The organism is Paenibacillus sp. CECT 9249 (assembly GCF_918697855.1).
In the GTDB taxonomy this organism is placed as follows: Bacteria; Bacillota; Bacilli; order Paenibacillales; family Paenibacillaceae; genus MSJ-34.
In genome coordinates this window covers 42818-65794 of the sequence record NZ_CAKKLI010000010.1, presented here as the reverse complement: position 1 = coordinate 65794, position 22977 = coordinate 42818, and the positions used below count along the sequence as shown (strand labels likewise).

At 50.7% G+C, this 22977-nt stretch carries 22 protein-coding genes and 1 other RNA gene; 20 read left to right on the top strand and 3 right to left on the bottom strand.

Annotated features, from left to right (window positions below; genetic code table 11):
* Positions 1 to 76 precede the first annotated feature (76 nt).
* The 7 genes from LQ229_RS10320 to rnpB all read left to right on the top strand — a co-directional run bounded on the left by LQ229_RS10320 (position 77) and on the right by rnpB (position 6852).
* On the top strand, positions 77 to 547 hold the full coding sequence (locus tag LQ229_RS10320) for a YaiI/YqxD family protein (RefSeq protein ID WP_216536360.1): 471 nt from the start codon (positions 77 to 79) through the stop codon (positions 545 to 547).
* 45 nt (positions 548 to 592) lie between these two features.
* Entirely contained in the window at positions 593 to 2416 is a 1824-nt protein-coding gene (dnaG, locus tag LQ229_RS10315) for a DNA primase (protein WP_230191661.1), read from the top strand.
* A gap of 39 nt (positions 2417 to 2455) precedes the next feature.
* Positions 2456 to 3580 (top strand): RNA polymerase sigma factor RpoD, encoded by a 1125-nt coding sequence (rpoD, locus tag LQ229_RS10310; RefSeq protein WP_216536213.1) that lies wholly within the window; start codon positions 2456 to 2458, stop codon positions 3578 to 3580.
* Positions 3581 to 3669: 89 nt separating this feature from the next.
* Complete coding sequence (locus tag LQ229_RS10305) at positions 3670 to 4494, top strand: hypothetical protein (protein WP_230191660.1); 825 nt, start codon at positions 3670 to 3672, stop codon at positions 4492 to 4494.
* Between the two features lie 3 nt (positions 4495 to 4497).
* Positions 4498 to 5268 (top strand): class I SAM-dependent methyltransferase, encoded by a 771-nt coding sequence (locus LQ229_RS10300; protein WP_230191659.1) that lies wholly within the window; start codon positions 4498 to 4500, stop codon positions 5266 to 5268.
* Positions 5244 to 6359 carry a Nif3-like dinuclear metal center hexameric protein gene (locus LQ229_RS10295; protein WP_216536216.1) on the top strand — a complete coding sequence of 372 codons (1116 nt, stop codon included), beginning with the start codon at positions 5244 to 5246 and terminating at the stop codon, positions 6357 to 6359. Before LQ229_RS10300 ends, LQ229_RS10295 begins: the two co-directional genes overlap by 25 nt.
* 91 nt (positions 6360 to 6450) lie before the next feature.
* An RNA gene (rnpB, locus tag LQ229_RS10290) (RNase P RNA component class A) lies at positions 6451 to 6852 on the top strand.
* A gap of 1396 nt (positions 6853 to 8248) precedes the next feature.
* Here rnpB and LQ229_RS10285 read toward each other — a convergent pair.
* Positions 8249 to 10168 (bottom strand): S8 family peptidase, encoded by a 1920-nt coding sequence (locus LQ229_RS10285; RefSeq protein WP_230191658.1) that lies wholly within the window; start codon positions 10166 to 10168, stop codon positions 8249 to 8251.
* Between the two features lie 206 nt (positions 10169 to 10374).
* Here LQ229_RS10285 and LQ229_RS10280 point away from each other — a divergent pair, with 206 nt between their 5' ends.
* From LQ229_RS10280 to thiI, 5 genes are all read left to right on the top strand, one after another.
* The gene (locus tag LQ229_RS10280; protein ID WP_216536219.1) at positions 10375 to 10605 is read left to right on the top strand and encodes a DUF1540 domain-containing protein; all 231 of its coding nucleotides are present in this window, start codon (positions 10375 to 10377) and stop codon (positions 10603 to 10605) included.
* Complete coding sequence (locus LQ229_RS10275; protein WP_216536220.1) at positions 10602 to 10943, top strand: hypothetical protein; 342 nt, start codon at positions 10602 to 10604, stop codon at positions 10941 to 10943. Before LQ229_RS10280 ends, LQ229_RS10275 begins: the two co-directional genes overlap by 4 nt.
* Before the next feature lie 149 nt (positions 10944 to 11092).
* Positions 11093 to 11791, top strand: coding sequence for a lytic transglycosylase domain-containing protein (locus LQ229_RS10270; RefSeq protein ID WP_216536221.1), 699 nt, complete (start codon positions 11093 to 11095; stop codon positions 11789 to 11791).
* A gap of 86 nt (positions 11792 to 11877) precedes the next feature.
* A complete protein-coding gene (locus tag LQ229_RS10265; protein WP_216536222.1) occupies positions 11878 to 13047 on the top strand; it encodes a cysteine desulfurase family protein in 1170 nt (389 codons plus the stop codon).
* Positions 13048 to 13107: 60 nt separating this feature from the next.
* Positions 13108 to 14328, top strand: coding sequence for a tRNA uracil 4-sulfurtransferase ThiI (thiI, locus tag LQ229_RS10260; RefSeq protein ID WP_216536223.1), 1221 nt, complete (start codon positions 13108 to 13110; stop codon positions 14326 to 14328).
* 30 nt (positions 14329 to 14358) lie between these two features.
* On the opposite strand, the gene LQ229_RS10255 is transcribed toward thiI, so the two are convergent.
* Positions 14359 to 15123: a TerC family protein gene (locus LQ229_RS10255; protein WP_216536224.1), complete on the bottom strand. Its 765-nt coding sequence runs from the start codon at positions 15121 to 15123 to the stop codon at positions 14359 to 14361.
* A 117-nt stretch (positions 15124 to 15240) separates the two neighbouring features.
* On the opposite strand from LQ229_RS10255, the gene LQ229_RS10250 reads away from it, so the two are divergent.
* From LQ229_RS10250 to LQ229_RS10220, 7 genes are all read left to right on the top strand, one after another.
* Positions 15241 to 15900 carry a TerC family protein gene (locus LQ229_RS10250; protein WP_230191657.1) on the top strand — a complete coding sequence of 220 codons (660 nt, stop codon included), beginning with the start codon at positions 15241 to 15243 and terminating at the stop codon, positions 15898 to 15900.
* A gap of 109 nt (positions 15901 to 16009) precedes the next feature.
* A complete protein-coding gene (locus tag LQ229_RS10245) occupies positions 16010 to 16492 on the top strand; it encodes a hypothetical protein (RefSeq protein ID WP_356710314.1) in 483 nt (160 codons plus the stop codon).
* A 161-nt stretch (positions 16493 to 16653) separates the two neighbouring features.
* The gene (gene typA, locus LQ229_RS10240) at positions 16654 to 18495 is read left to right on the top strand and encodes a translational GTPase TypA (protein WP_216536226.1); all 1842 of its coding nucleotides are present in this window, start codon (positions 16654 to 16656) and stop codon (positions 18493 to 18495) included.
* A gap of 78 nt (positions 18496 to 18573) precedes the next feature.
* Positions 18574 to 18888, top strand: coding sequence for a YlaH-like family protein (locus LQ229_RS10235; protein ID WP_216536362.1), 315 nt, complete (start codon positions 18574 to 18576; stop codon positions 18886 to 18888).
* Between the two features lie 18 nt (positions 18889 to 18906).
* Positions 18907 to 19182 carry a hypothetical protein gene (locus tag LQ229_RS10230; protein ID WP_216536227.1) on the top strand — a complete coding sequence of 92 codons (276 nt, stop codon included), beginning with the start codon at positions 18907 to 18909 and terminating at the stop codon, positions 19180 to 19182.
* Between the two features lie 60 nt (positions 19183 to 19242).
* A complete protein-coding gene (locus tag LQ229_RS10225) occupies positions 19243 to 20289 on the top strand; it encodes an LCP family protein (RefSeq protein ID WP_216536228.1) in 1047 nt (348 codons plus the stop codon).
* Between the two features lie 86 nt (positions 20290 to 20375).
* Entirely contained in the window at positions 20376 to 20828 is a 453-nt protein-coding gene (locus LQ229_RS10220) for a pyridoxamine 5'-phosphate oxidase family protein (protein WP_216536229.1), read from the top strand.
* A gap of 53 nt (positions 20829 to 20881) precedes the next feature.
* On the opposite strand, the gene LQ229_RS10215 is transcribed toward LQ229_RS10220, so the two are convergent.
* Entirely contained in the window at positions 20882 to 21469 is a 588-nt protein-coding gene (locus tag LQ229_RS10215; RefSeq protein ID WP_230191656.1) for a YhcN/YlaJ family sporulation lipoprotein, read from the bottom strand.
* Between the two features lie 86 nt (positions 21470 to 21555).
* On the opposite strand from LQ229_RS10215, the gene LQ229_RS10210 reads away from it, so the two are divergent.
* A complete protein-coding gene (locus LQ229_RS10210) occupies positions 21556 to 22887 on the top strand; it encodes a PhoH family protein (RefSeq protein ID WP_216536230.1) in 1332 nt (443 codons plus the stop codon).
* The last annotated feature ends 90 nt before the right edge of the window (positions 22888 to 22977 follow it).

Genomic DNA, 22977 nt, shown 5'->3' with positions numbered 1-22977 from the left:
ACCTTCAAGCAGGATTTTTCAAATCTTCATCGTATATAATATTACGGTAGATTTTTATAAAAGCGGGTGATTCCTCATCCATGCGCCAAATTACCAAATCATTGTAGATGCCGATGCTTGTCCCGTAAAGCAAGAGATCGTGTCCGTCGCCAGATCGTTCTCCGTCGGCGTACTGATGGTCGCTTCCTTCGATCATCGTTTGCCGGAAGAAGCCGGCGTTCGAGTCGTGCAGGTGGACCGATCGGATCAGTCGGCGGATTTGTACATCGCGAATCATATTCGCGCGGGGGATGTGCTGGTTACACAAGACTTTGGCCTCGCGACGATCGGGCTAGCAAAGCGCGCGATCGTTTTATCACCGCGCGGTCAGCGCTATACGGACGAAACGATCGATTTTTTGCTGGATCGCCGGCATCATCAGGCGAAACAAAGGCGGGGCGGCAAGCATTCGAAAGGGCCCAGGCCGTTTACGGATGAGGATCGACATTATTTTCAACATAAGCTGACAAAAGTTTTAAAGAATTTGCAGGAGAATGTTGTCCTGTAGCGAATAGTAATACGTGCGTGTCTTAAAGAGATGAAGGTGGTAGGGATGAGTACCGGACACGGCAACATTCCGGACGAGGTCATTGCCGCGGTCATCGCAAGGCATGACATTGTGGATACGGTAAGCAAATACGTTCATCTGACCAAGCAAGGCAAGTATATGAAAGGACTATGTCCTTTTCATTCGGAGAAGACGCCGTCGTTTACCGTAACGCCGGAAAAACAAATTTTTCATTGCTACGGATGCGGCAAAGGCGGTAACGTTATCCGCTTTCTAATGGATATCGAAGGATATTCGTTCCCCGAAGCCGTCAAATGGATGGCGGAGGAAGCCGACATCCCGGTTTCATGGGAATTATCGGATCATCGTTCTCCCCGCAATCAAATGCGCGATATATTGCTGCAAGCTCATGAATGGTCGGCCAAACTGTATCATTTCCTGCTTAACAATACCGATCACGGCCGGCCGGCTATGGACTATTTGCGGGCAAGAGGAATTACCGACAAGCTGATCAACCAGTTTCAGATCGGGTATGCGCCGAACCGTTGGGATACGCTGACCCAGTTTTTGACGAAGCGCGAGTTCGATCTCGCCCTGATGGAGAAAGGCGGATTGCTCTCGCAACGCACCGACGGAACGGGATATATCGATCGGTTTCGGGATCGCATTATCTTCCCGATCTGGGATCAACACGGCAAGGTGATTGCGTTCGCGGGCAGATTGATGGGCGAAGGACAACCGAAGTATTTGAATTCGCCGGAGACGCAGTTGTTCAATAAAAGCCGCAGTTTGTACCATTTCCATCAAGCGAAGGCGTCCATTCGCAAATCGCGCGAGGTCGTCCTGTTCGAAGGCTATGTCGATGTGATACAAGCCTGGGATGCGGGCGTAACGAACGGAGTCGCTTCAATGGGAACGGCGCTGACGGAGGAGCACGTCCGATTTCTGAAACAGCAGGCCGAACGCGCGATTATATGTTACGACGGAGACGAAGCGGGCAAAGCCGCGGCGATGAAAGCTGTACCGCTGCTTGAAAAGGCCGGACTGGACGTTCGGGTCGCGCTGCTTCCCGACCGGATGGATCCCGACGAGTACGTCAAAACATACGGCAAGGAACGTTTCCGGAGTCAAATCATCGAATCGGCAGTATCAGTCACGAAATTTAAGCTTATATATCTGAAAAAAAACCATATACTGCTAGAAGAAGAAGGCAAAATCCGTTACGTCAAGGATGCGGTTAAGGTCATAGCCGAGATAAGCTCTCCTACGGAACGCGAAGTGTATTTAAAGGAACTGTCTCACGAATTCAAGATCGAGTACGAAACGTTGAAGCAAGAATGCAACGAACTGCGTCTATCTTTGCAAAAATTAAGGCAAGCTGGGGATAATAAAGACAATTTGTGGAATAATGTTATGAATGAAAAACGAGCAACCCCTCCCCATTTGCTTCCTGCTTACCATAATGCCGAGCGCAGTTTACTCGCCCTCATGTTTCAGGACGCCGAGGTGGCTCGTTACGTACAAGATCGTCTCGGAGATCGATTCAACGTGGAAGATCATGCAGCACTCGCTGCTTATCTATATGCATATTACGCGCAAGGCAAAGAACCGGACATCAGCAGATTCATTTCCTCTTTGATGGACGATCGATTGGAAAAGGTCGCCAGTTCCATTTCCATGACCGATCTGCGAATTGAGTTTAACGCTCAAATGTTGGACGATTACATTCGGGAAATTGGAAAAGTACCGAAGCTAGCGGACATCGAACGCAAAAAAGAAGAAATGCTGCATGCGCAGCGGTCCGGAGATTCTGTGCGCGCTGCACAAATTGCAAGTGAGATTATTGCCCTAGAGAGAGACCTGAAATGAAGTTATGATCGCAGTTTCTAGGGAGGAGGGAGTCGAAATATGGCGAATGATCAACATACTGAACTAGAAACAGAATTGACATTAGAGCAAGTAAAGGAACAGTTGATTGAATTAGGCAAAAAGAGATCTTCGTTAAGCTACAAAGAAATTATGGAGAAAATGTCGACCTTTGACCAAGACCCGGAGCAAATGGACGACTTCTTCGAACAATTAAGCGATTTGGGCATTGAAGTGCTGGGCGACAGTGACGAAGAGTTGACAATGCGCGATAACAGCGACGAACGCGAACACGACGATTTCAACTTCGACGACGATCTGGCGCTGCCTCCGGGTATTAAAATTAACGATCCGGTTCGTATGTACTTGAAGGAAATTGGCCGGGTACCGCTGCTTTCGGCCGATGATGAGGTGGAACTGGCCAAACGGATTGAGAACGGAGACGAAGAGGCGAAGCGAAGATTGGCGGAAGCGAACTTGCGGCTTGTCGTCAGCATTGCGAAACGTTATGTCGGGCGGGGCATGTTGTTCCTGGATTTGATCCAGGAAGGGAATATGGGTTTAATTAAAGCCGTAGAAAAATTCGACTATGACAAAGGCTTTAAGTTCAGTACTTATGCGACATGGTGGATTAGACAGGCGATTACCCGCGCGATCGCAGATCAAGCGCGCACCATCCGCATTCCTGTACACATGGTTGAGACGATCAACAAACTGATTCGCGTTTCCCGACAATTGCTCCAAGAATTGGGGCGCGAACCTACGCCGGAAGAGATTGCGGCCGAGATGGAATTAAGCACGGATAAAGTTCGTGAAATTATGAAAATTGCACAAGAGCCGGTATCGCTTGAGACGCCGATCGGCGAGGAAGACGATTCCCATTTGGGCGATTTCATCGAAGACCAGGAAGCGCTGGCCCCGGCGGACGCGGCGGCGTACGAATTGTTGAAAGAACAATTGGAAGACGTCCTCGATACGCTTACGGAACGCGAAGAGAATGTTCTGCGCTTGCGATTCGGACTTGACGACGGACGAACGAGAACGCTTGAGGAAGTCGGCAAAGTATTTGGCGTTACCCGGGAGCGTATCCGGCAAATCGAAGCGAAGGCGCTGCGCAAGCTGCGCCACCCGAGCCGCAGCAAGCGACTCAAAGATTTTCTCGAATAATGCGTTATGCTGACCTTCTGCGCCATGCAGCAAGGTCTTTTTCTTAACAGGGCGGTTAACCCGGTAATCAAAGGGAGGCGAACGGGCCAGTGGATCAGGAAAAACGGAAAATTATCGTGAAAGAAATCGAACATTGGCGAAGCAGCAGATTGCTGCCGGAGCAGTATTGCGATTTTTTGCTTAATCTGTATACGGAACAAAAGCCTGCGAACCGTTCGTTTTCCTCTTTCGCCGCTACCGCCGTGAAACAAGGAAATTGGATCTACTGGTTGTTCGGATTTGCAATTATTTCCTTGTTTTACATTGTTGTACTTCATTTTAATGCTTTTCATCCCGGATTGCAAATTTTGACCTCCACAATTTTTGTTGCGCTCTGCTACGGGGCGGGAGCGATCGCGCGCCGCAAAAGCCAAGTCTTCGGGCTGCTCGCGATCGGAGCCGGCAGCATATTCATGTTGTTTATCGGAATCTATTTGCTGCGTTTGCACGCCATCGACGGGAATCATTGGATCGTCCTCCATATAGCGCTTTGCAGCATCGTATGGATCGTCGCGGGATACCTTTTGCGTTTCGGGATGCTTCATTTTTGCGGTTGGTGCGGGCTCGTTCTGTTGTATGCCGGATTTTTGTCTCAAACGCTGCCGAATGCGAGCGGCTTGGAGCTGCAGTTGTACTGGCTGCCGGCAAGCGTTGCGTTTCTTTGGTTGAGCTGGTTGCTTCGCAGGCGGAACAAGACGGTTGGCGCCGTTTTTTTCCTGGTCGGTGCGTTGCTATGGTTTATGCCGGAAGTCGGTCAGATGATCTTTTACGATGCGACAGTCGCGCTATTGCAATGGGCTTTGTTTGCGAAAATGGGTTTGGCGGCCGTTGCGCTCTTTATATTACGAAAAAAATGGATTGAGTGGGTATTGTAACATATGAAAATAACGAAATTGTCTGCAAGATTACTGAAAATCGCCCAAAAGGTGCCGCAGGGGAGCAGATTGGCCGACATCGGTTCCGATCATGCGCTGCTGCCGGCCTATCTCGTTGGAAACGGTACGGTGCCTGCGGCGATTGCCGGCGAAGTGAATGACGGTCCGCTGGAAGCGGCGCGGAAACAAGTCGGAGCGGAAGGGTTGGAACGGCAAATTTCCGTCCGCAAAGGGGACGGGCTTGCCGTCATCGAGCCGAACGAAGTGGATGTCGTGACAATCGCGGGCATGGGCGGCGCTTTGATCGTGAAAATATTGTCGGCGGAGCCGCAAAAGCTGGAAGGCGTCGGGCGGCTCGTATTGCAGCCGAACGTTGGGGAAGATCTCGTTCGCCGCTGGTTGCTCGATCACGATTGGTTTCTGCTCGACGAGGAGATATTGGAGGAAGACGGCAAAATATACGAAATATTGACCGCGGTTCGCGCGGCGGACGCGCAGCGGCAAAATGCCGAGTTATATGGCGCGAATCCGCTGCCGGAATGCGGCATTTCCATGACGCGCGAGCGTTTGCTATATATGGGCCCCTACTTGCTTCGGCAAGGGGACGAAGCGTTTGTGAGCAAATGGCATCAGGAGCTGGATAAGCTGCAGCATATTTGCCGTACGCTTCAGCGTTCGGAAACGGAGGAATCCCGAAGCAAGGAACGGGAATTCAGGCATAAAATGAAGGAAATCGAGGAGGTATTGCAATGTTTGCAAAAGGACAAACCGTAATCCAATACATGGAGCAGATTGCCCCGAAACATTATGCGGTGCCGGACGACAGGATCGGCTTGCAGCTCGGGACGCTGCGCAAAGAGATTCGGAATGTGCTGATCGCGCTGGACGTAACGGAAGAGGTCGTGGAGGAGGCGATTGAGCGGGAAGTCGATTTAATCATTGCGCATCATGCGATCATATACCGCCCGGTGAAGCAATTGAATACCGATACGCCGATGGGGAAATTGTATGAGAAGCTGATCAAGAACGACATCGCCGTTTATATTGCGCATACGAATTTGGACGTGGCGGAAGGCGGAGTCAACGATCTGATGGCTGAAGCGCTAGGAATTCGCGATGGAATTTGCTTGGAAGAGATTCATACCGACCAATTGTTCAAGCTGGTCGTTTTCGTGCCGGAAGCGCATCACGAACCGGTGTTGCAAGCGGTTCTCGATGCCGGAGCGGGCTGGATCGGCAATTATTCGCATTGCAGCTTTAATATAAACGGCTTCGGTACGTTCAAGCCGCAGGAAGGCACCGATCCGTTCATCGGCAGCCAAGGCCGGCTGGAACGGGTGCCGGAAGTCCGTATCGAGACGATCGTGCCGCATAGCATGCGCAAACAAGTGATGCAAGCGATGCTGAAAGCCCATCCGTATGAAGAGGTGGCGTACGATTTGTATCCGGTCGATTTGAAAGGCCGTTCCTTCGGGCTGGGACGCGTCGGAAAGCTTGAGGAACCCATTACGCTGCAGCAGATGATCGAACGCGTGAAAGAGAAATTTGACGTGCCTGTCGTTCGCGCAGTGGGCGACTTGCAGCGCGAAATCCGCAAAGCTGCCGTGCTCGGCGGTTCCGGCGCGCGCTATGTCAAACATGCATTGTTTCACGGGGCGGATGTGCTTGTGACCGGCGATATCGATTATCATACGGCGCATGACGCGCTCGCCGACGGCATCGCCTTGATCGACCCGGGCCATAATATCGAGAAGATCGTTAAGCCGGCCGTGGCGGAGATGCTGCAGCGCAAGCTGGAGAAGGATAAATACGAGACGAAAGTGTTCGCATCCCGCATTCATACGGAACCGTTCCGATTCGTTTAATGTTCGCATTGTTGGAAAAAAAAGCTTCGTCTTCTAGTCGTTTAATATTGTGATTTGCGGCGAATGCTAGTATACTATCTAATGTTGTCGGAAAGTTTGACAGACAATCGCTGGTGACTTCGGTCACGAGAGGAAAGTCCGGGCTCCGAAGGGCAGGATGCTGGATAACGTCCAGTCAGCGCGAGCTGAAGGATAGTGCCACAGAAATGGACCGCCGATGGCCGCTTGCGCGGCACAGGCAAGGGTGGAACCGTGGTGTAAGAGACCACGAGGAACGCTGGCGACTTCGTTCCTGGTAAACCCCATCCGGAGCAAGACCTAATGGAACGCGAGCGGCTTCGAGCCGCAGCCTTTGCCCGAGGCGCGTTCGGGTTGGTCGCTGGAACCGTGCAGCAATGCGCGGTCTAGATAGATGATTGTCGCTTGACGTGGGAGGGTAGTTCCCGTTCAGACCACTACAAGTACAGAACCCGGCTTATGGCAAACTTTCCAAACTGCAACTTTTTTCCTTATACATAATCGAAATGACATTTCGGGCTGATCGCAGTCCAGATGTCATTTTTTTTTGCAATCAATCATATTCGCGCCATACCAATGTAGAGCCAATGAAGCTCCCTTTATTAGAAAAGCTGCGAATGGAGTCGATTTCATAATCCGCCACCGTTGATGTAAAGGCTTTATTGCGCATATAGAAGGCGGTACCTCCCTATTTCGAAGGCGATCCGCGCAGTACTTCTTGTTTGGCGCTAAACGAAACTGACAATCCTTATTGGGCTCAAAATGAAGACGGCGTCATTCTAACGAATGTACAAATCGTTATTCATTGGAAATCGGCGGTTTTTTTGCCTTTTCCCCCTCATTAGCGTGTTTGAGTTTCGTTAGACATTGCAACATGGAGATTTACAAGCGATTAGCGTGTACACGTTTCGTTAGCGCGCTCGATGGGTCGTCAGCCGCCGGCGATATTTTGAGATTAACTCTAATCACCCATCAAAGCCCGTTGCGCGCCCTGAAGAGATTCGTCCCATTGGTCAAATGGATGTTTTCCCATAAATATCGGGCATCCAATCCTTTTGTAACGACGTTTCTCGTGCCTTCTGTCGATATCCCCTTTGTTCAGAGAGGTGCCTTCTGTCGGTATCCCTCTCGTTCAGAGAGCCGATTTCGCAAATCATATTTGAACATTCAAGCATTCTCGTTGCTTGTCCCGGGGCGTCGGTTTGGCAATGAGGTTCTTACATTTTTAACCTTCCGCGGTCAGAGTGAACGGAATTAAGATGAGGCGCTAAGCATGGTTCTGAGTCAAAGGGATTTCTACAAACGGCGCAAACGTGGCTCTGAGCGAACGGGATTTCGACAAAGGGCGTAAATTCGTAAACTTTCTCCTGAAAGAAAGGGATTTCCACAAACGGCACGGTACCAATGAAAAGCAGAGGCTTCTGTGAAGTTCGGTTAGTTGGTATTCAAAGAGAAATTGCGTTTATAATTTCCTTATATAGGATAATATTGGGTAATAGGGGGATTCGCGTGAATAAGTTTGCAAAGAAAATTGGGTGGGTTGTTGTTTTGGTGACCATCATAGCGATAGGAACGCTATTTTACTCAACATGTTTATGTACGCCTATGGCTTGATGTTTGTTCTGTTAGCGGGTTTGATGTTCGCGGGAGAAGTATGTATGATGTTGTCACAAGTATTTGCCGCCGATTCTCAACTGTATTTAAGCAAAACGGCAAGAACCGAAGGGCGCCGGAAAGTCTATCCCGGGTGAAAAGCGATGAAAAAGATCGCGAAAAAAATTTTAATCGTATTGGTTATCGCTATTGCGGCCGGCATTTCATAAACAGGAATAAGGCAGCACGGAGAATCGTTCCGAGCTGCCTTCGTTATTTTATTGCCCAAACTTGCGCATCGTTTCTTCGAGACGGCGGCGCATTAGCTGCGGGAAGAAATTTAACGATTGCCGTCCTTGATCCGCTTCGCGGAGCGCTTTAATGACATCCACCTGTCCATAGCCGAATATTTCGTCCCGGCCGGGATTTCCCAGATCGATGGACGTTCTTCGCATAATATCCATCACTTCCGTATTGGTTAACGCCGGATTTTTCGAACGGATTAAAGCCGCGAGCGCAGCGACATGCGGGCTGGCCATCGAGGTGCCGGACAGCGCTGCGTATTGATTGTCCAAATAGGTGCTGGCAATGGTGGCGCCCGGAGCTACGACGTCGATATAATTGCCGTAATTGGAGAATGACGCCTTCTTCCGGTTATAATCCGTTGCCGAAACGGCGAACACTTCGGGATAGGCTGCCGGATAACCGGGACGATCCGTATTGTCGTTGCCTGTGGCGGCGATGAGCACCACGTCGCGATCGAAAGCGTACTTGATCGCATCGTGCAAAAATTGGGCTTCCGCATAGTTGCCGAGACTTAAATTGATCACTTTGGCGCCGTGATCCGTCGCCCAAATAATGCCTTCCGCCACCGAGTACGATGTGCCGGCGCCTGAACTGTCCAGCACTTTGACCGGCAATATTTTGTTGTACCAGGTCATGCCCGCGACGCCTTCATTGTTGTTGACCAAGGCGGCTATAATGCCGGCGACATGCGTGCCGTGTCCGACATCGTCCTGCGGAGGTTTGGAAGGATCGATGACGTTGTACCCGTCAAGCAATTGTCCTTTCAAATCCGAATGGGTCAAATCCACTCCGGTATCGACGACGGCTACAATGACATCGTTGCTGCCTTTCGAAATCGACCAGCCTTTATTCGTCTCGATCATCGGCAAATTCCATTGATACTGCTGATACAGCGTATCGTTCGGAATTTCGGCCGCCTGCGGGTCGGCAGGCAAGGGATCGGCTGGTGCCGGATTGGCAGGCGCCGGGACGGCGGGGGCTTGAGCGGGCGGAGCCTCATTGGTCAAATATAAGTAATGAGGTTCGACATAAAGCGGATTCCAGCGCTGGAAGTATTGCTCCAATTGCTTGACGCTCATGCTTCTGGATTTGAAAATATAGGTGTTCCCCACTTTGCGCTCATGCTCGCAATCGATATCCGACCGGATCTGTTCCATCTGCTCCGCCGTCGGGTCTTGCTGGAAGCGGACGACCAGCTCGCGTTTATAATAATGGCTTGCATTGCCGTTATCCTCGCCGTCTTTGACGGTAGTGTCCCGCATCGTATCCGCATCGACCGATTCGGTCCGGTACCTCGACTCGCTAGGAAACGGTACGAGCCGCAAATTCCGGCGTTGGTGGTTGGTTACATGCTGCACGACATTTTGACTGATCACGGCAACAACGCCGCGCTCTCCGTCGCCGTCGGACGGCATGCCAAGCACGAGGTAACGTTTCCCTTCTAGGGTAATGGACGGGGATTCGTACGGCTTGCGGCCGGCTACGTTTTGTTTGGCCGCAACGACATGTTCATGGATCGTTTGCCGCGATTTGTCGGTCCACTTTGCCGGCAAAGCTCCGAATTCTTTTTCCTGCCCGGTTTTCCGATCCATCCATAATATATAAGAGAGATGCTTGTGGTCTTTCTGCAGTCCGTCCACGTACGTTTTTATTTTTTCCGGAGACGCTTTATCCAATTCGGTCAGCATCATTCGCATATGATTGCCGCAGTCGAGCCGGCATAACCGCTCGGTCATCGCCGCATCGTTTTGCAGCGTTTCAAGTTTCATGCGCATTTCTTCCTTCGGCGAAGTATCCGGTTCGGTCGTTTTAAAGGTTACGGGACCCCATAGCGGGTAAAGAAGGGTGCCGACCCCCAGTACGAACAATAAAGCGATTAATCCGCGCCGCATATATAACCCTCCATCAATCGTTTTTCTTCTGATCATTTCGCATTCATACTTTGTAGGTTGCAATCGAACGGGCTTTTTTATGCAGTTTTCCTAATCATAATTCGATCCGACCGAAATTTGCCGCACGCCTATTTCAGCCCAAAAAATATAATATTTGCTTGAGTAAGACCGTACGGCCCAGGGAAAGTTGATAAAGGGGTGATATTATGGCGAACAAGCCGGTAGTAAAATGCAGCGTAGCAAACTGCGCCTATTGGGGAGAAGGCAACAATTGCAATGCCGATGCCATTATGATCGATATCGACGAGCATGCCGGAGCGAAGTATAAAGCGGAATTCGCCGGTGAAACTTTCGATACCGAGCATCAAGATTATGCGTCGAAGTCCTCCGAAACTTGCTGTCATACATTTAAACCTAAAGCGGGTGCATCCAAATGAAGAAAAAGGGAAAAAAGCGTATTGTAGACAAACGGCAAAACCATAACCGCGAGCATGAAGAATATGCCGCGGAAATCGCTCCCGACAACTCGGCTCGCCGCGAGTTGACGAATACGGACAGAGCGGAAGAAAACAACGAGGCGGCAGCCGGCGTAAATATCGGTTGGGTTGCGCTCGTGTTTGCGATCGCTTCGTTATTTTTCTGGCCTGTCATTCTTGGTCCCACTTCGGCAATATTAGGTTTATTCGCTTATTGGCAAGGCAAACGGACGATGGGAGCATGGGCGATAGGGATCGGAGCGGCGGCGTTTCTTTTATCGTTCTTCATGTACAGGTAAAAGCTGCGCGCAACATCGGAAGGAACGGAGCGACGGTGCGAACCGCGGCTCCGTTCGTTTTTTTCGACAGATTTGCATAAAAGTATGGTCGTCCTGCGCAAAAAAGTGTAAAATAGATAAAACATAACAATGAAACAGGGGAATCGATCATGCAAATTGAGCCTCGATTAATGAAAGAAATGATTCGATTGCAAATGACGAACGATGCGGATATTACAAGCGCTTCATTGCAAAGCAACGGCAGTAGCCGCGGCAAGGACGACAATTTTCAAACGATGCTGGAGCAATTGATGTTTGGCGGCTTGCCGGCAGGCGGCGGACGCGGGGCAAGCTCGTTCGATCAACCGTTGTTCGGATACGGAGATGTCATGGAATCGGTTCTGGCTTGGAGCGAACCGACGGATACGGCATCGTCTCATTCGGCAGCGGCTGCTCCGACGGCGTATGACGATATGATTGCGAGGGCAAGCGCGAACTACGGAGTTGACGAATTGTTGGTGAAGGCCGTCATCCGGACGGAATCGTCATTTCGCCCGAATGCGGTTTCTTCCGCAGGGGCCAAAGGGTTAATGCAATTGATGGACGGTACGGCGCGCGGCTTGGGTGTCACCGATTCGTTCGATCCGGAACAGAACATCGACGGGGGAACGAGATACTTATCGTATCAGCTGAAGCGCTTCGGCGGTCATGAGAAGGTGGCGCTGGCAGCGTACAACGCCGGTCCGAACCGTATCGCGCAATTAGGAATTCGGACGGAACAGGACTTGATGGACAAATATCATTTATTGCCGAAAGAAACGCAAAATTATATACGTAAAATTGAAGAAGCGAAACATAAATTGGCATGATAACGTCGAAAGACGTTTTTTTTGTTCATAACCGGACGACGATAATAAAGACATGAATTCAATTATTCGATGAAGAAGGGGACAACATGATTTATTTCGACCACAGCGCGTCAACGCCGCCGTATGCCGAAGTGATTGAGACGGTTGCCGAAGTGATGAAACTGCATTACGGGAACCCGTCTTCGCTCCATCGCGCCGGCGTGGAAGCGGAGAAGCTGATCGAACGGGCCCGCGCGGTAATCGGCAAAGCGCTGCAAGTCAAGCCCGGCGAACTGATATTTACGTCCGGGGCGACGGAAAGCAATAATTTGGCCATTAAAGGGGCGGCCATGCAGTATGCGGGGCGCGGCAAGCATTTTGTTACGACTCAGGTGGAGCATGCTTCCGTATACGAATGTTTTCGCCAATTGGAAGAGCAAGGCTGCAAAGTCACCTATTTGCCCGTAGACCGCAACGGCGTCGTGTCCGTCGATCAGGTGAGGGAGGCTTTGACGAACGAAACCGTGCTGGTCAGTGTCATGCATGTCAACAACGAGGTCGGGAGCGTACAGCCGATTGCCGAAATCGGCGAACTGTTGAAAAGGTACCCGCGCGTATTATTTCATGTCGACGGCGTGCAAAGCGTCGGGAAGCTGCCGCTCTCGATTCGCGAATGGGGAATCGATTTGTTCAGCCTGTCGGCGCATAAATTGCGCGGCCCGAAAGGAACCGGTTTGCTGTATTGCCGGGAGGGGGTACGTCTGACGCCGCTGCTTAACGGGGGAGCGCAGGAGCATGGCATGCGTGCCGGTACGCAAAACGTTCCGAACATCGTAGGGATGGCCAAAGCGATCCGAATAACGATCGAAAGCCAGCCGGAAACGGCCGCGCATTTGTACAAGCTTAGAGATCGATTGATCGAGGCGATCGGACAGATGCCGCAGCTAACCGTGAACGGAGACGCCGCCAGCTCTCTTCAAACAGCGCCGCATATCGTCAACGTTTCCTTTCCGGGCATGAAACCGGAAGTCGTCCTGCACATGCTGGAGCAGCGAGGCATCATCGCTTCGACGCAATCGGCTTGCTCTTCCAAAACCGGAAAGCCGAGCCGGGTGCTGACTGCTATGGGCGCCGGCGAGCTTTGCGCGGCCAGCGGTATACGGTTCAGCATGGCGGCGGAACATACGGAAGAGGACATCGACGTTCTTGCATCGTCGCTTCGGCAAGTGACCGATGAGCTGGGGCGGATCGGGCGTAAGCTTCCGCACGGCTCTTAGCGCGGAACAGGCCTAGCGGGAAACGCCGCCGGCCCAAATTTGAGGAGGAACGATAACCAGATGAATTATGATATGATACTTGTCCGTTTCGGAGAATTTACGATAAAAGGCAAAAACCGCACCCGGTTTGAAAATACGATGCTGCGTCAAGTTCAGCGAGCGATGGCGGCGTTTCCGGAAGCGAGCATCATCAAAGAATACGGGCGTCTTTATGTCGCCTTGAACGGAATGGCCTCCGAGCCGGTCATCGCCGCACTTCGGAACGTATTCGGCATCGTCTCTTTAAGTCCGGTAAAACGAACCGAATCGGTATTGGAGTCGATTCAGACGACGGCGAAGCAATTTATCGAACGGATCGACTTTAAGCCGGGAACGACTTTCAAAGTCAATGCCCGCCGCGTATGGAAACAGTTCCCTCACGGATCGCAGGAAATGAACCATCTTGTCGCCTCGCCGATACTGCAAACATTTCCGGGATTAAAGGTGGATGTCCGCCGTCCGGATATCGAGCTTCGAGTTGAAATTCGCCATGATTATACGTATATCTATTATGAAACGATTCCTGCGGTGGGCGGTTTTCCGTACGGTTCGAACGGGAAGGCGATGTTGCTGCTGTCCGGCGGCATCGACAGCCCGGTGGCCGGCTGGCAGGCGCTGCGCAGAGGTTTGGCGATCGAAGCCGTTCATTTCCACAGCTATCCGTTTACAAGCGAACGGGCGAAACAGAAAGTGATCGACTTGGCGCAAGTGTTGGCCGGTTATGCGGGAGAGGTTCGGCTTCATCTCGTTCCTTTCACGGAAATTCAAACACGGTTGACGCAGACGGGCCACGATAATTTAATCATTACGCTGATGCGCAGAGCGATGCTGAGGATCGCGACGCTGCTTGCCGAAAAGCAAGGTGCTCTGGCGCTCGTCACCGGCGACAGCTTGGGGCAAGTGGCCAGCCAAACGCTCGGCAGCATGAATGTCATCGGCAAAGTAACCGATCTGCCGCTGCTGCGGCCGCTAGTGATGATGGACAAGTCCGAAATTACGAAAATCGCGCAGGATATCGGAACATATGAGCTGTCGATATTGCCGTACGAAGATTGCTGCACGCTGTTCGTGCCGAAAAATCCGTCGACGAATCCGAACCTGAACATTGTGGAACTGGCGGAAAGCAGCATCGAAAATTTGCAGGAGATGATTCGAATCGCGGCAGATACGACCGAGACGCTCGTGCTTAAGGACGAGCCGCAGCCGCAACTGGTCGAATGCGACGACGACCGCTGGTTTTAGCAACGTCCGCCATAAACTTGGAGAGAGCCGTTAATGGCTCTCTCCGCTTTTCTTGTTGGCCGACAAGAGCGGCCGGTCCGTGTGCTTATGTTTTTTGGTGACGAAGCCTGCCGAAAGAATGAACGCGATGAGTAAAGCTATAAACATACATTGAATCAAAAGATGCTGGTCGAAAAAAGGTTTCAGCTTCGGCTCTTCGGTAATCATGTTCGACGCGGTGTAGGCAAGTACGGCGGAGCCGAGATATACGATCCATTGGAACCGATTGATTAGTTTAATGAACAAAGTGCTTCCCCATATCACGATCGGAACGCTGATAAGGAGTCCGAGGACGACGAGCAGCAAATGCCCGCGGGCGGCTCCGGCAACCGCGATCACATTGTCCAAGCCCATGGCGGCGTCGGCGACGACGATGGTACGCACCGCCGCCCATAATGTGCCTTCGGCTTTAATGCCGCCGTGTTTGTTCTCCTCGATTAACAGTTTATAAGCGATCCATAATAATAAAATTCCTCCGACTACAAGCAGCCAAGGGATTTTCAGCAGCCATACGACGATTGCCGTAGCGGCGATTCGAATGGCTACCGCTCCGAACGTACCGTAAATAATCGCTTTCTTCTGCTGGGTGGCCGGCAAGTTTCTCGCCGCCATGCCGATGACGATCGCATTGTCCCCCGCTAAGATTAAGTCGATGAATACAATGTTGGCCAGCGCGAATAAAAATTGCATACTGAAGATTTCCACTTCTGTCACTCCTTTGCCTTGTAATACGGATGGGCGTCCAATAAGATTCATCGAACATTTTCATGCGAGTTCAAAAAGTCCGCTTTTCAGCACCGAGAAGCTCTTTTGGAGAAATCGGCATGCATAGCTTGGCCCCTTCATTCATACAAGTGTAAAGGGGGGATGTCCGTGGAAAATATATGGTTGCTATTGGAAATTTTGATTATCAATATGGTGCTCAGCGGCGATAATGCCGTCGTCATTGCACTCGCGGGGAAAAATTTGCCCCCGAAACAGCGCAAGCTTGCCGTATGGTGGGGAGCGTTCGGAGCTGTTGCGATGCGGTCGATCCTTACCGTTGCCGCCCTATTCCTGCTGAAAATTCCATATATTCAAGCGATCGGTTCTTTGCTGCTTTTGTATATAGCTGTGAAGCTGCTGATCGATGAAGAAAATTATACGAAAGTTCGCGAATCTTCCTCGTTGTGGAGCGCCGTCTGGACGATCATGGTGGCCGATTTCGTCATGAGTCTGGACAATGTCCTTGCCATCGCCGCCATTGCAAGGGGCGATTTTGCCCTCATTGTCATCGGGATCGCGCTTAGCATTCCGATCGTCGTTTGGGGCAGCGGCATCATTATGAAGTTGCTGCACCGCTTTCCGGTGCTCGTCTATATCGGCGCCGCCATATTAGGGTATACATCCGGCGAAATGCTGATGAACGACGCCAAATTGGAATCTTTGTTCAGCGGGTGGGCGCTGGCGCACGCGTATGTTCCGATCGTTCTCGCCGTCCTTGTTATTGTCATCGGAATCGTGAAAAAATATCGATCCTCCGTTCAATCGTAAACGGTATTTTTTCGAATTTGTGGTTTTTTTTCAAAAGTTCAGATAAAATATATTTAGAAACTGTCGTTTCGTGTCTAGTCCATATATGATGAACGGGGGGATAGGACTGGTGTCGAACAAACAGCATGCGATAGGTATCTTTATCGTCATCGCCGGTGTGGTCATATTGCTGGGAAAACTGGGCGTAATCGGTTTTTTGGGAAAGGCGCTATGGCCGCTTCTCATTTTGATTCCAGGACTGCTCGCCCATTATTTCGTTTTTGCCCGTATGGTTCCTTCGATCGTTCTTGTCCCTGGAGGAATGCTAACGGTTTACGGTTTGCTTTTTATTTTTTGCAACTGGTTCGGATGGGATAAGATGAAATATGCATGGCCGGTATTGATTCTGGGCGTTGCCGTCGGATTGTACGAATATTACTTGTCCGATCCTTATCAATCCCGCGGCCTGTTTGTGGCTGCCGCCGCGCTTGGCGTCGTTTCCTTGCTCCTGTTGTTTATTACGCTTTGGAGCTCCATGATTTATTTTTTAGCATTTGTTCTCATTCTGCTCGGTTTATGGCTTGTTTTCCGCAGAAAACCGCGCACTTGGTAAAGATTACGGGGTGTTACGGGGGCTCCGGCGATTTGCAATTTTATTACAATCCCGTATAATATAAGAGATATGTAGCGTCGGCTTATTCTCCGGCGCTTCTTTTGTGTCGATCACTCGCAAAAAATGTCAAATTGATAATTGAAAGGGTTTGGAACTTAGTTATGCATACAAGAGAAAATATACGCAATATCGCTATTATCGCTCACGTCGACCACGGCAAAACGACGCTTGTAGACAAGCTGCTGCAGCAATCGGGTACGTTTCGCGAGCATGAGCATGTTCATGAGCGCGCGATGGATTCGGGTGATTTGGAACGCGAACGCGGGATTACCATTTTGGCGAAAAATACGGCCATTACGTATAAAGATTATTTAATCAATATCGTCGACACGCCGGGACATGCCGATTTCGGCGGCGAGGTCGAGCGGATTATGAAAATGGTCGACGGCGTCTTGCTTGTCGTCGACGCTTTCGAAGGATGCATGCCGCAAACGAAATTCGTCTTGCGCAAAGCGCTTGAGCATCAGTTGACTCCGATCGTCGTCGTCAACAAAATCGACCGTCCGAACGCGCGTCCGGTGGAAGTGATCGACGAAGTGCTGGAGCTGTTTATCGAACTTGGAGCCAGCGACGAGCAGTTGGATTTTCCGGTCGTATACGCTTCGGCGTTAATGGGAACGTCGAGCTTGAATCCCGAACAGCAGGAAGAGAACATGTTCTCGTTGTATGAAACGATTGTCGGGCATATTCCGGCGCCTACGGAAGACGCGGAAGCGCCGCTCCAATTTCTGGTCACGCTGATGGATTACAACGAATATTTGGGAAGAGTGGCGATTGGCCGTGTCAATCGCGGCCAAATCCGGCAAGGCCAGTCGGTTGCCGTTCTGACTCGGGAAGGCCAAACGAAGCAAGCCCGCATCGAGAAGCTTTTCGGATTTCAAGGCTTGAAACGAGTCGAGATTGCCGCAGCCGGAGCGGGGGATATTATCGCCATCGCCGGCATCAAAGATATCAATATTGGAGAAACGATCGCCGATCCGGCCCATCCCGAGGCGCTGCCGGTGCTTGAAATCGACGAGCCTACGCTGCAAATGACGTTCCTGGTCAACAACAGCCCGTTTGCGGGCCGCGAAGGGAAATGGATTACATCGCGCAAGCTGCGGGAACGTTTAATGAAGGAATTGGAGACGGACGTAAGTTTGCGGGTGGACGAAACCGACAGTCCGGATGCATTTATCGTGTCCGGGCGCGGAGAGCTTCATCTTGGCATCTTGATCGAAAATATGCGCCGCGAAGGCTATGAGTTGCAAGTGTCCAAACCGGAAGTGATCGTGAAGGTGGAAGACGGCGTCAAGATGGAGCCGATCGAACGGCTGCTCATCGATATACCGGAAGACAGCATGGGTGCGGTTATGGAAAGCTTGGGAACGCGCAAAGCGGAGATGGTCAATATGGTCAACCACGGCAACGGCCAAATCAGGCTCGAATTTTTAATCCCCGCCCGTGGATTGATCGGATACCGCACTCATTTTCTGACCTTGACGAGAGGGTACGGCGTCATGAATCACGCCTTCGACAGCTACGGTCCGTTCGCAGGCGGGCAAGTCGGCGGCCGGCACCAAGGCGTGCTCGTTTCGACCGAGAATGGGACGGCGACGATGTACGGCATTTTGTCGGTCGAAGACCGGGGCATTTTGTTCGTGCAGCCGGGTACGGAAGTCTATGAGGGCATGATTGTCGGCGAGCATACGCGCGATAACGATATCGTCGTCAACATTTGCAAAGAGAAGCAGTTAACGAATATTCGTTCCGCGACGAAGGACGACACCGTCAAAATGAAGACGCCTCGCCTCTACTCCTTGGAGCAGGCGCTCGAATATTTGAACGATGACGAATATTGCGAAATTACGCCGAAATCGATCCGGCTGCGCAAAAAGATATTGAACAAAAGCGAGCGCGAACGCGCGGAAAAACATCGAAAAATGGCCGAGGCCAATTCATAATTCGACTTTCTCGCATGGAAGAGTGGCGCAAGCACGACATGAACGTGTACAATAACTAGGGAAAGGAGTGATCGTATGCTGCACGATTGGTTTGCCTCCCACAAAATCATTTCGTATATCATTATATACGTTTTGCTGATGTACATTTTCAACAAAGTGTTTCGCGTTCGCAGGCTGCCTCTACTAAAGGAGATTCTCATCTATCTGTTAATGGGGGTAGGAGCGTTTATTTTGTTGATTTTTCAAGTCGACAAGCTGCCGATTATACCTTGCCTGCTCGTTGCGGTCGGTTTAATGCTGCTGGTGCGCATTCGCTATTTCGTCGAAGCGCGCCAGAAACGCAAGGCCGAAGCCTCCGCATCGGCGGGCCAATCTCCCTCTCCCGGGGAATAGAGAGGAGGGAGAGCTCGGGTGAAATTTCAGGATGCGCTCTTTAACTGGCTGCAAATCAAAATCGTGGCCAACGCTCGTCCGGACGATCGGGCGGCGCTCGATACATGCGAATTTTTCGCCGCCATTTTGACGGAAGATCATGGGGTAAGCGAATTGAATATCGAAACGACCGACGCGACGATGGTTCATATCCGTTACGTCGTCGACGGACAGGCGAAGAAGCAAATGTTTCCGCGGGAAGTCGCGGAACAATTGCTCCATGACATTAACTCCAATCCGAAATATAACGAGTAAGACGGGGATCGTAGGAGGGCTTTGGAAGCAACCTCTAAAAAGCATAAGGGTGTTGGATACATGAAGAATTCTGTTGCGAATCTTCCGCCGCGGGAGCGGGGCAAACGTTCCAAGACGAATCCGTGGTGGTACGTTCTATATGTTTTTATTGCAATCGTCATTATTTTGCTAATACTGTCTATTTTATCGGTTCTAGGTTTGATCGGATATACCGGCGTCAAAGTGAACGATGCCATCAATGAAATTTCGACGGTGGAGGATGGCGAACCAAGCGATCTCCCCGTTCCGTCTGCGAAGGAAAAACCGGTGTCCATGTTGATTCTGGGCTTGGATTCGCGCAAAGAGACGGGTTCTTTGAATACCGACGTTATTATGGTAGCGGTGTTGAATCCGGAAACGAAGAAAGCGACCATCGTTTCGCTGCCGCGCGATACGTTAGTCGAAATGGACGGATACGAGAAACATAAAATCAATTGGTTCTACCCGAACTTCAAATCGATGGAAAACCGCAAAAAAGTAGAAGACGGCAATGCAGAAATGAAGAAGATGATGAGCCAGTTTATCGGGATTCCGATCGATTACTTGACGACGATCAATTTCCAAGGTTTCGTGGACGTCGTCAATACGTTGGGCGGCATTGAAATCGATGTCGATATGGATATGAGATATAAGGATACGGCGGACGGAACGAACATCGATTTGAAAAAGGGATTGCAAACGTTAAACGGCGAGCAAGCTCTCGATTTTGTCCGTTACCGCAAATCGTCCTCCAACGTGAAAAAGCCGACGAGAGAATCGAGCGATTTCGAACGGAATCAGCGGCAAACGAAAGTGCTTAAAGAAATTGTGCGCAAACTGCAATCGTTTAATGCCGTCATGAAGATCGACGAAATTTTCGGGGCTGTCGGCAAAAATTTGAAAATGGACGTGCAGCCAAGCCAAATTCGCGAGATGATCTCGACATACTACAATATTAATAGAGACGATATCGAATACATACCTGTGCCGGGGACGTGGAAAAGTCCATACGTCTATTTGGATGAGACCGAATTTGCCGCGGCGAAGGAGAAATTGAAGCAGCATTACGATACGGAAGCGCCGCAATAATCCGTAGTTGTCATATAGCGGCCATAATGCGCCTATGCTATAATATATAAACATCATTGCTTCGGCAACGCAAAGGAGGTCGGCCCATGACGGAACCAGTTACGGTATTGTCAGCGGCTTTATTCGATCAATTGCAAAAAGAAACGTTCGCTCTATTGAACACCATCGATGCCGAAACGGGCGCTCCGACCTGCAGCGCTATATCGTGGATCTACGCTGTGAATCAAACGACGCTTCGTTTCGCGATCGATCAGCGTTCCCGGTTGATCGCGAACATGAAGAACAATCCAAACGTGACGGTCTCCGTGTTTGGATTGGGTACGCTGTATGCGATATACGGGAAGGCATCCGTTGCGGACGGTACGCTGGAAGGCGTTCCTATCAAATTGGCCTGTATCGATGTAGGGATCGACGCGGTGCGCGAAGCGATGTTTTACGGCGCCCGCATTACCGCAATGCCTGAATATGAAAAAACATACGATAAGCGTGCGGCGGCAAAATTGGATGGACAAGTGTTTGCCGCATTACAAAAAGCCTAGTGATATGCTCACTTGGCTTTTTGTTTTTTGGCGGGTTCGCCAACTTGCGGAAGCTATAGATGCCGGTTCAATTTTGGCTCGTCTACCGGTTTTCGATCCGGATTTTCCCTGACGGGAACGGTGTCTTTCGGCATTTGCGGCACGATTCTGCCGACGATATCGGCCAGTTCGTTTAAGATTCCGGCGATCGGTTTTCCGTTTTGTATATCGAGCCCAACTTCGCGAATCCGTTCGCGCAAATCAACGTCGGCGGTTACGACGGCATTCATGCCGTAAGGATCTTTGCGGAACGCCTCGGCAACGGAATATTTAATCGTGCCTACGCGCGATCGTTCCATCTTTTCATTGACATCGATCCCGACGACGGCCGTGTTGCCGAGGATGACGCAATTCGCTCCGCGAACGCCCGGGATGCTCGTAGCGAGTCGCTCCAAATGCTGTTTCACAGCATTGGCGTCGTATATAGCATTGTTATTCCCTGTATTATAGGTTCTTGCAGATTGCGTTTGCGGTCCCATACCTTGCGGAGAGGGTGATGTGTTGTTCCGTACTTGATTGCAGCTTGTGAGCAATAGCATCAGCGCTACAATCGAGAGCCATGTTCGCATTTCTACCCGTCCTTTCAATTTCCAACTTATCATCGTCATTATTTTGTCCTGCGCCCATTTGTTTTATGTACAAAGGCATAGCCGTCGGCAACCGAATACCACGCTTGGAGGGAACTCGAGTGAAAAAAATATTTGTGTTGGATACGAATGTATTGTTGCATGATCCCAATGCGATTTTTGCGTTTGAAGACAACGAAATGATTATTCCTGCGGTGGTATTGGAGGAGATCGATTCGAAAAAAAGAAACGCGGACGAAATCGGGCGCAACGCCCGCTACGTTTCACGCTTACTGGACGGATTGCGCGATAAGGGACATTTGCACAGCGGTATATTGCTTCATAACGGCGGCATGCTGAAGGTGGAATTAAACCACCGCAGTTTTGTCAAAATGCAAGAAATGTTCGGGGAGACGACGAACGATAATCGAATATTGGCCGTGGCTCTCAATTATAAGTTGGAAGAGGATAAAAGAAAGGAAGCGAGGCCGGTCGTTCTCGTCAGCAAAGATGTGCTCGTACGCATTAAAGCCGATGTGCTGGGGCTGAACACGCAAGATTATTTGTCGGACAGAACGGCGGATCCGGCGGATCTGTATCTGGGCTGCTTGACGGTCAACGTCCATCCGTCGCTCATCGACGAGTTTTACTCGTACCGTTATTTGCTTGTTAAAGACTTGCAGGTCGGATATCGTTTATATCCGCATGAATTCGTCATCTTGAAGGACGAGATGGGAACGAGCAAATCGGCGCTCCTGAAAGTGAATCAAGACGGAACGAGGCTTGAACCTTTGTTCCTGAGCAACGATCCGGTGTGGGGAATCGCAGCGCGCAACGCGCAGCAAAGAATGGCGCTGGAATTGCTGCTGAGCGACGAAATCCCGCTCGTGACGATTACGGGAAAAGCGGGAACGGGCAAAACGCTGCTGGCGCTGGCCGCCGGTTTGCTGAAGGTCGAAGACGAGCGCAAATATAAAAAATTGTTGATCGCAAGGCCGGTTGTGCCGATGGGGAAAGACATCGGATATTTGCCGGGAGAAAAGGAGGAGAAGCTTCGCCCGTGGATGCAGCCGATATACGATAACCTGGAGTTTTTGTTCGATACGAAAAAGGCCGGCGATATCGATAAAATATTGGCGGGCATGGCCAGCATCCAGGTCGAAGCGCTCACTTATATTCGGGGCAGGTCGATCCCCGGGCAATTCATCATTATCGACGAGGCGCAAAATTTGTCCAGGCATGAAGTGAAGACGATCGTCTCGCGGGCCGGGGAAGGAAGCAAGATGATTTTGATGGGCGATCCCGAACAAATCGATCATCCGTATTTGGATGCGGCGAGCAACGGTCTGACTTATATTGTAGAACGGTTCAAAGACCAGAATGTCAGCGGCCATATTACGCTGGAGAAAGGAGAGCGCTCCAAACTGGCGCAACTGGCGGCCGATTTATTATAGTTTGCAAGATCAAGCCGATTCGCGAGCGGATCGGTTTTCTTTTTTCAACTTTGCTTTTTTTGAAAATAAGGGACAAAGGGCCCATTCATT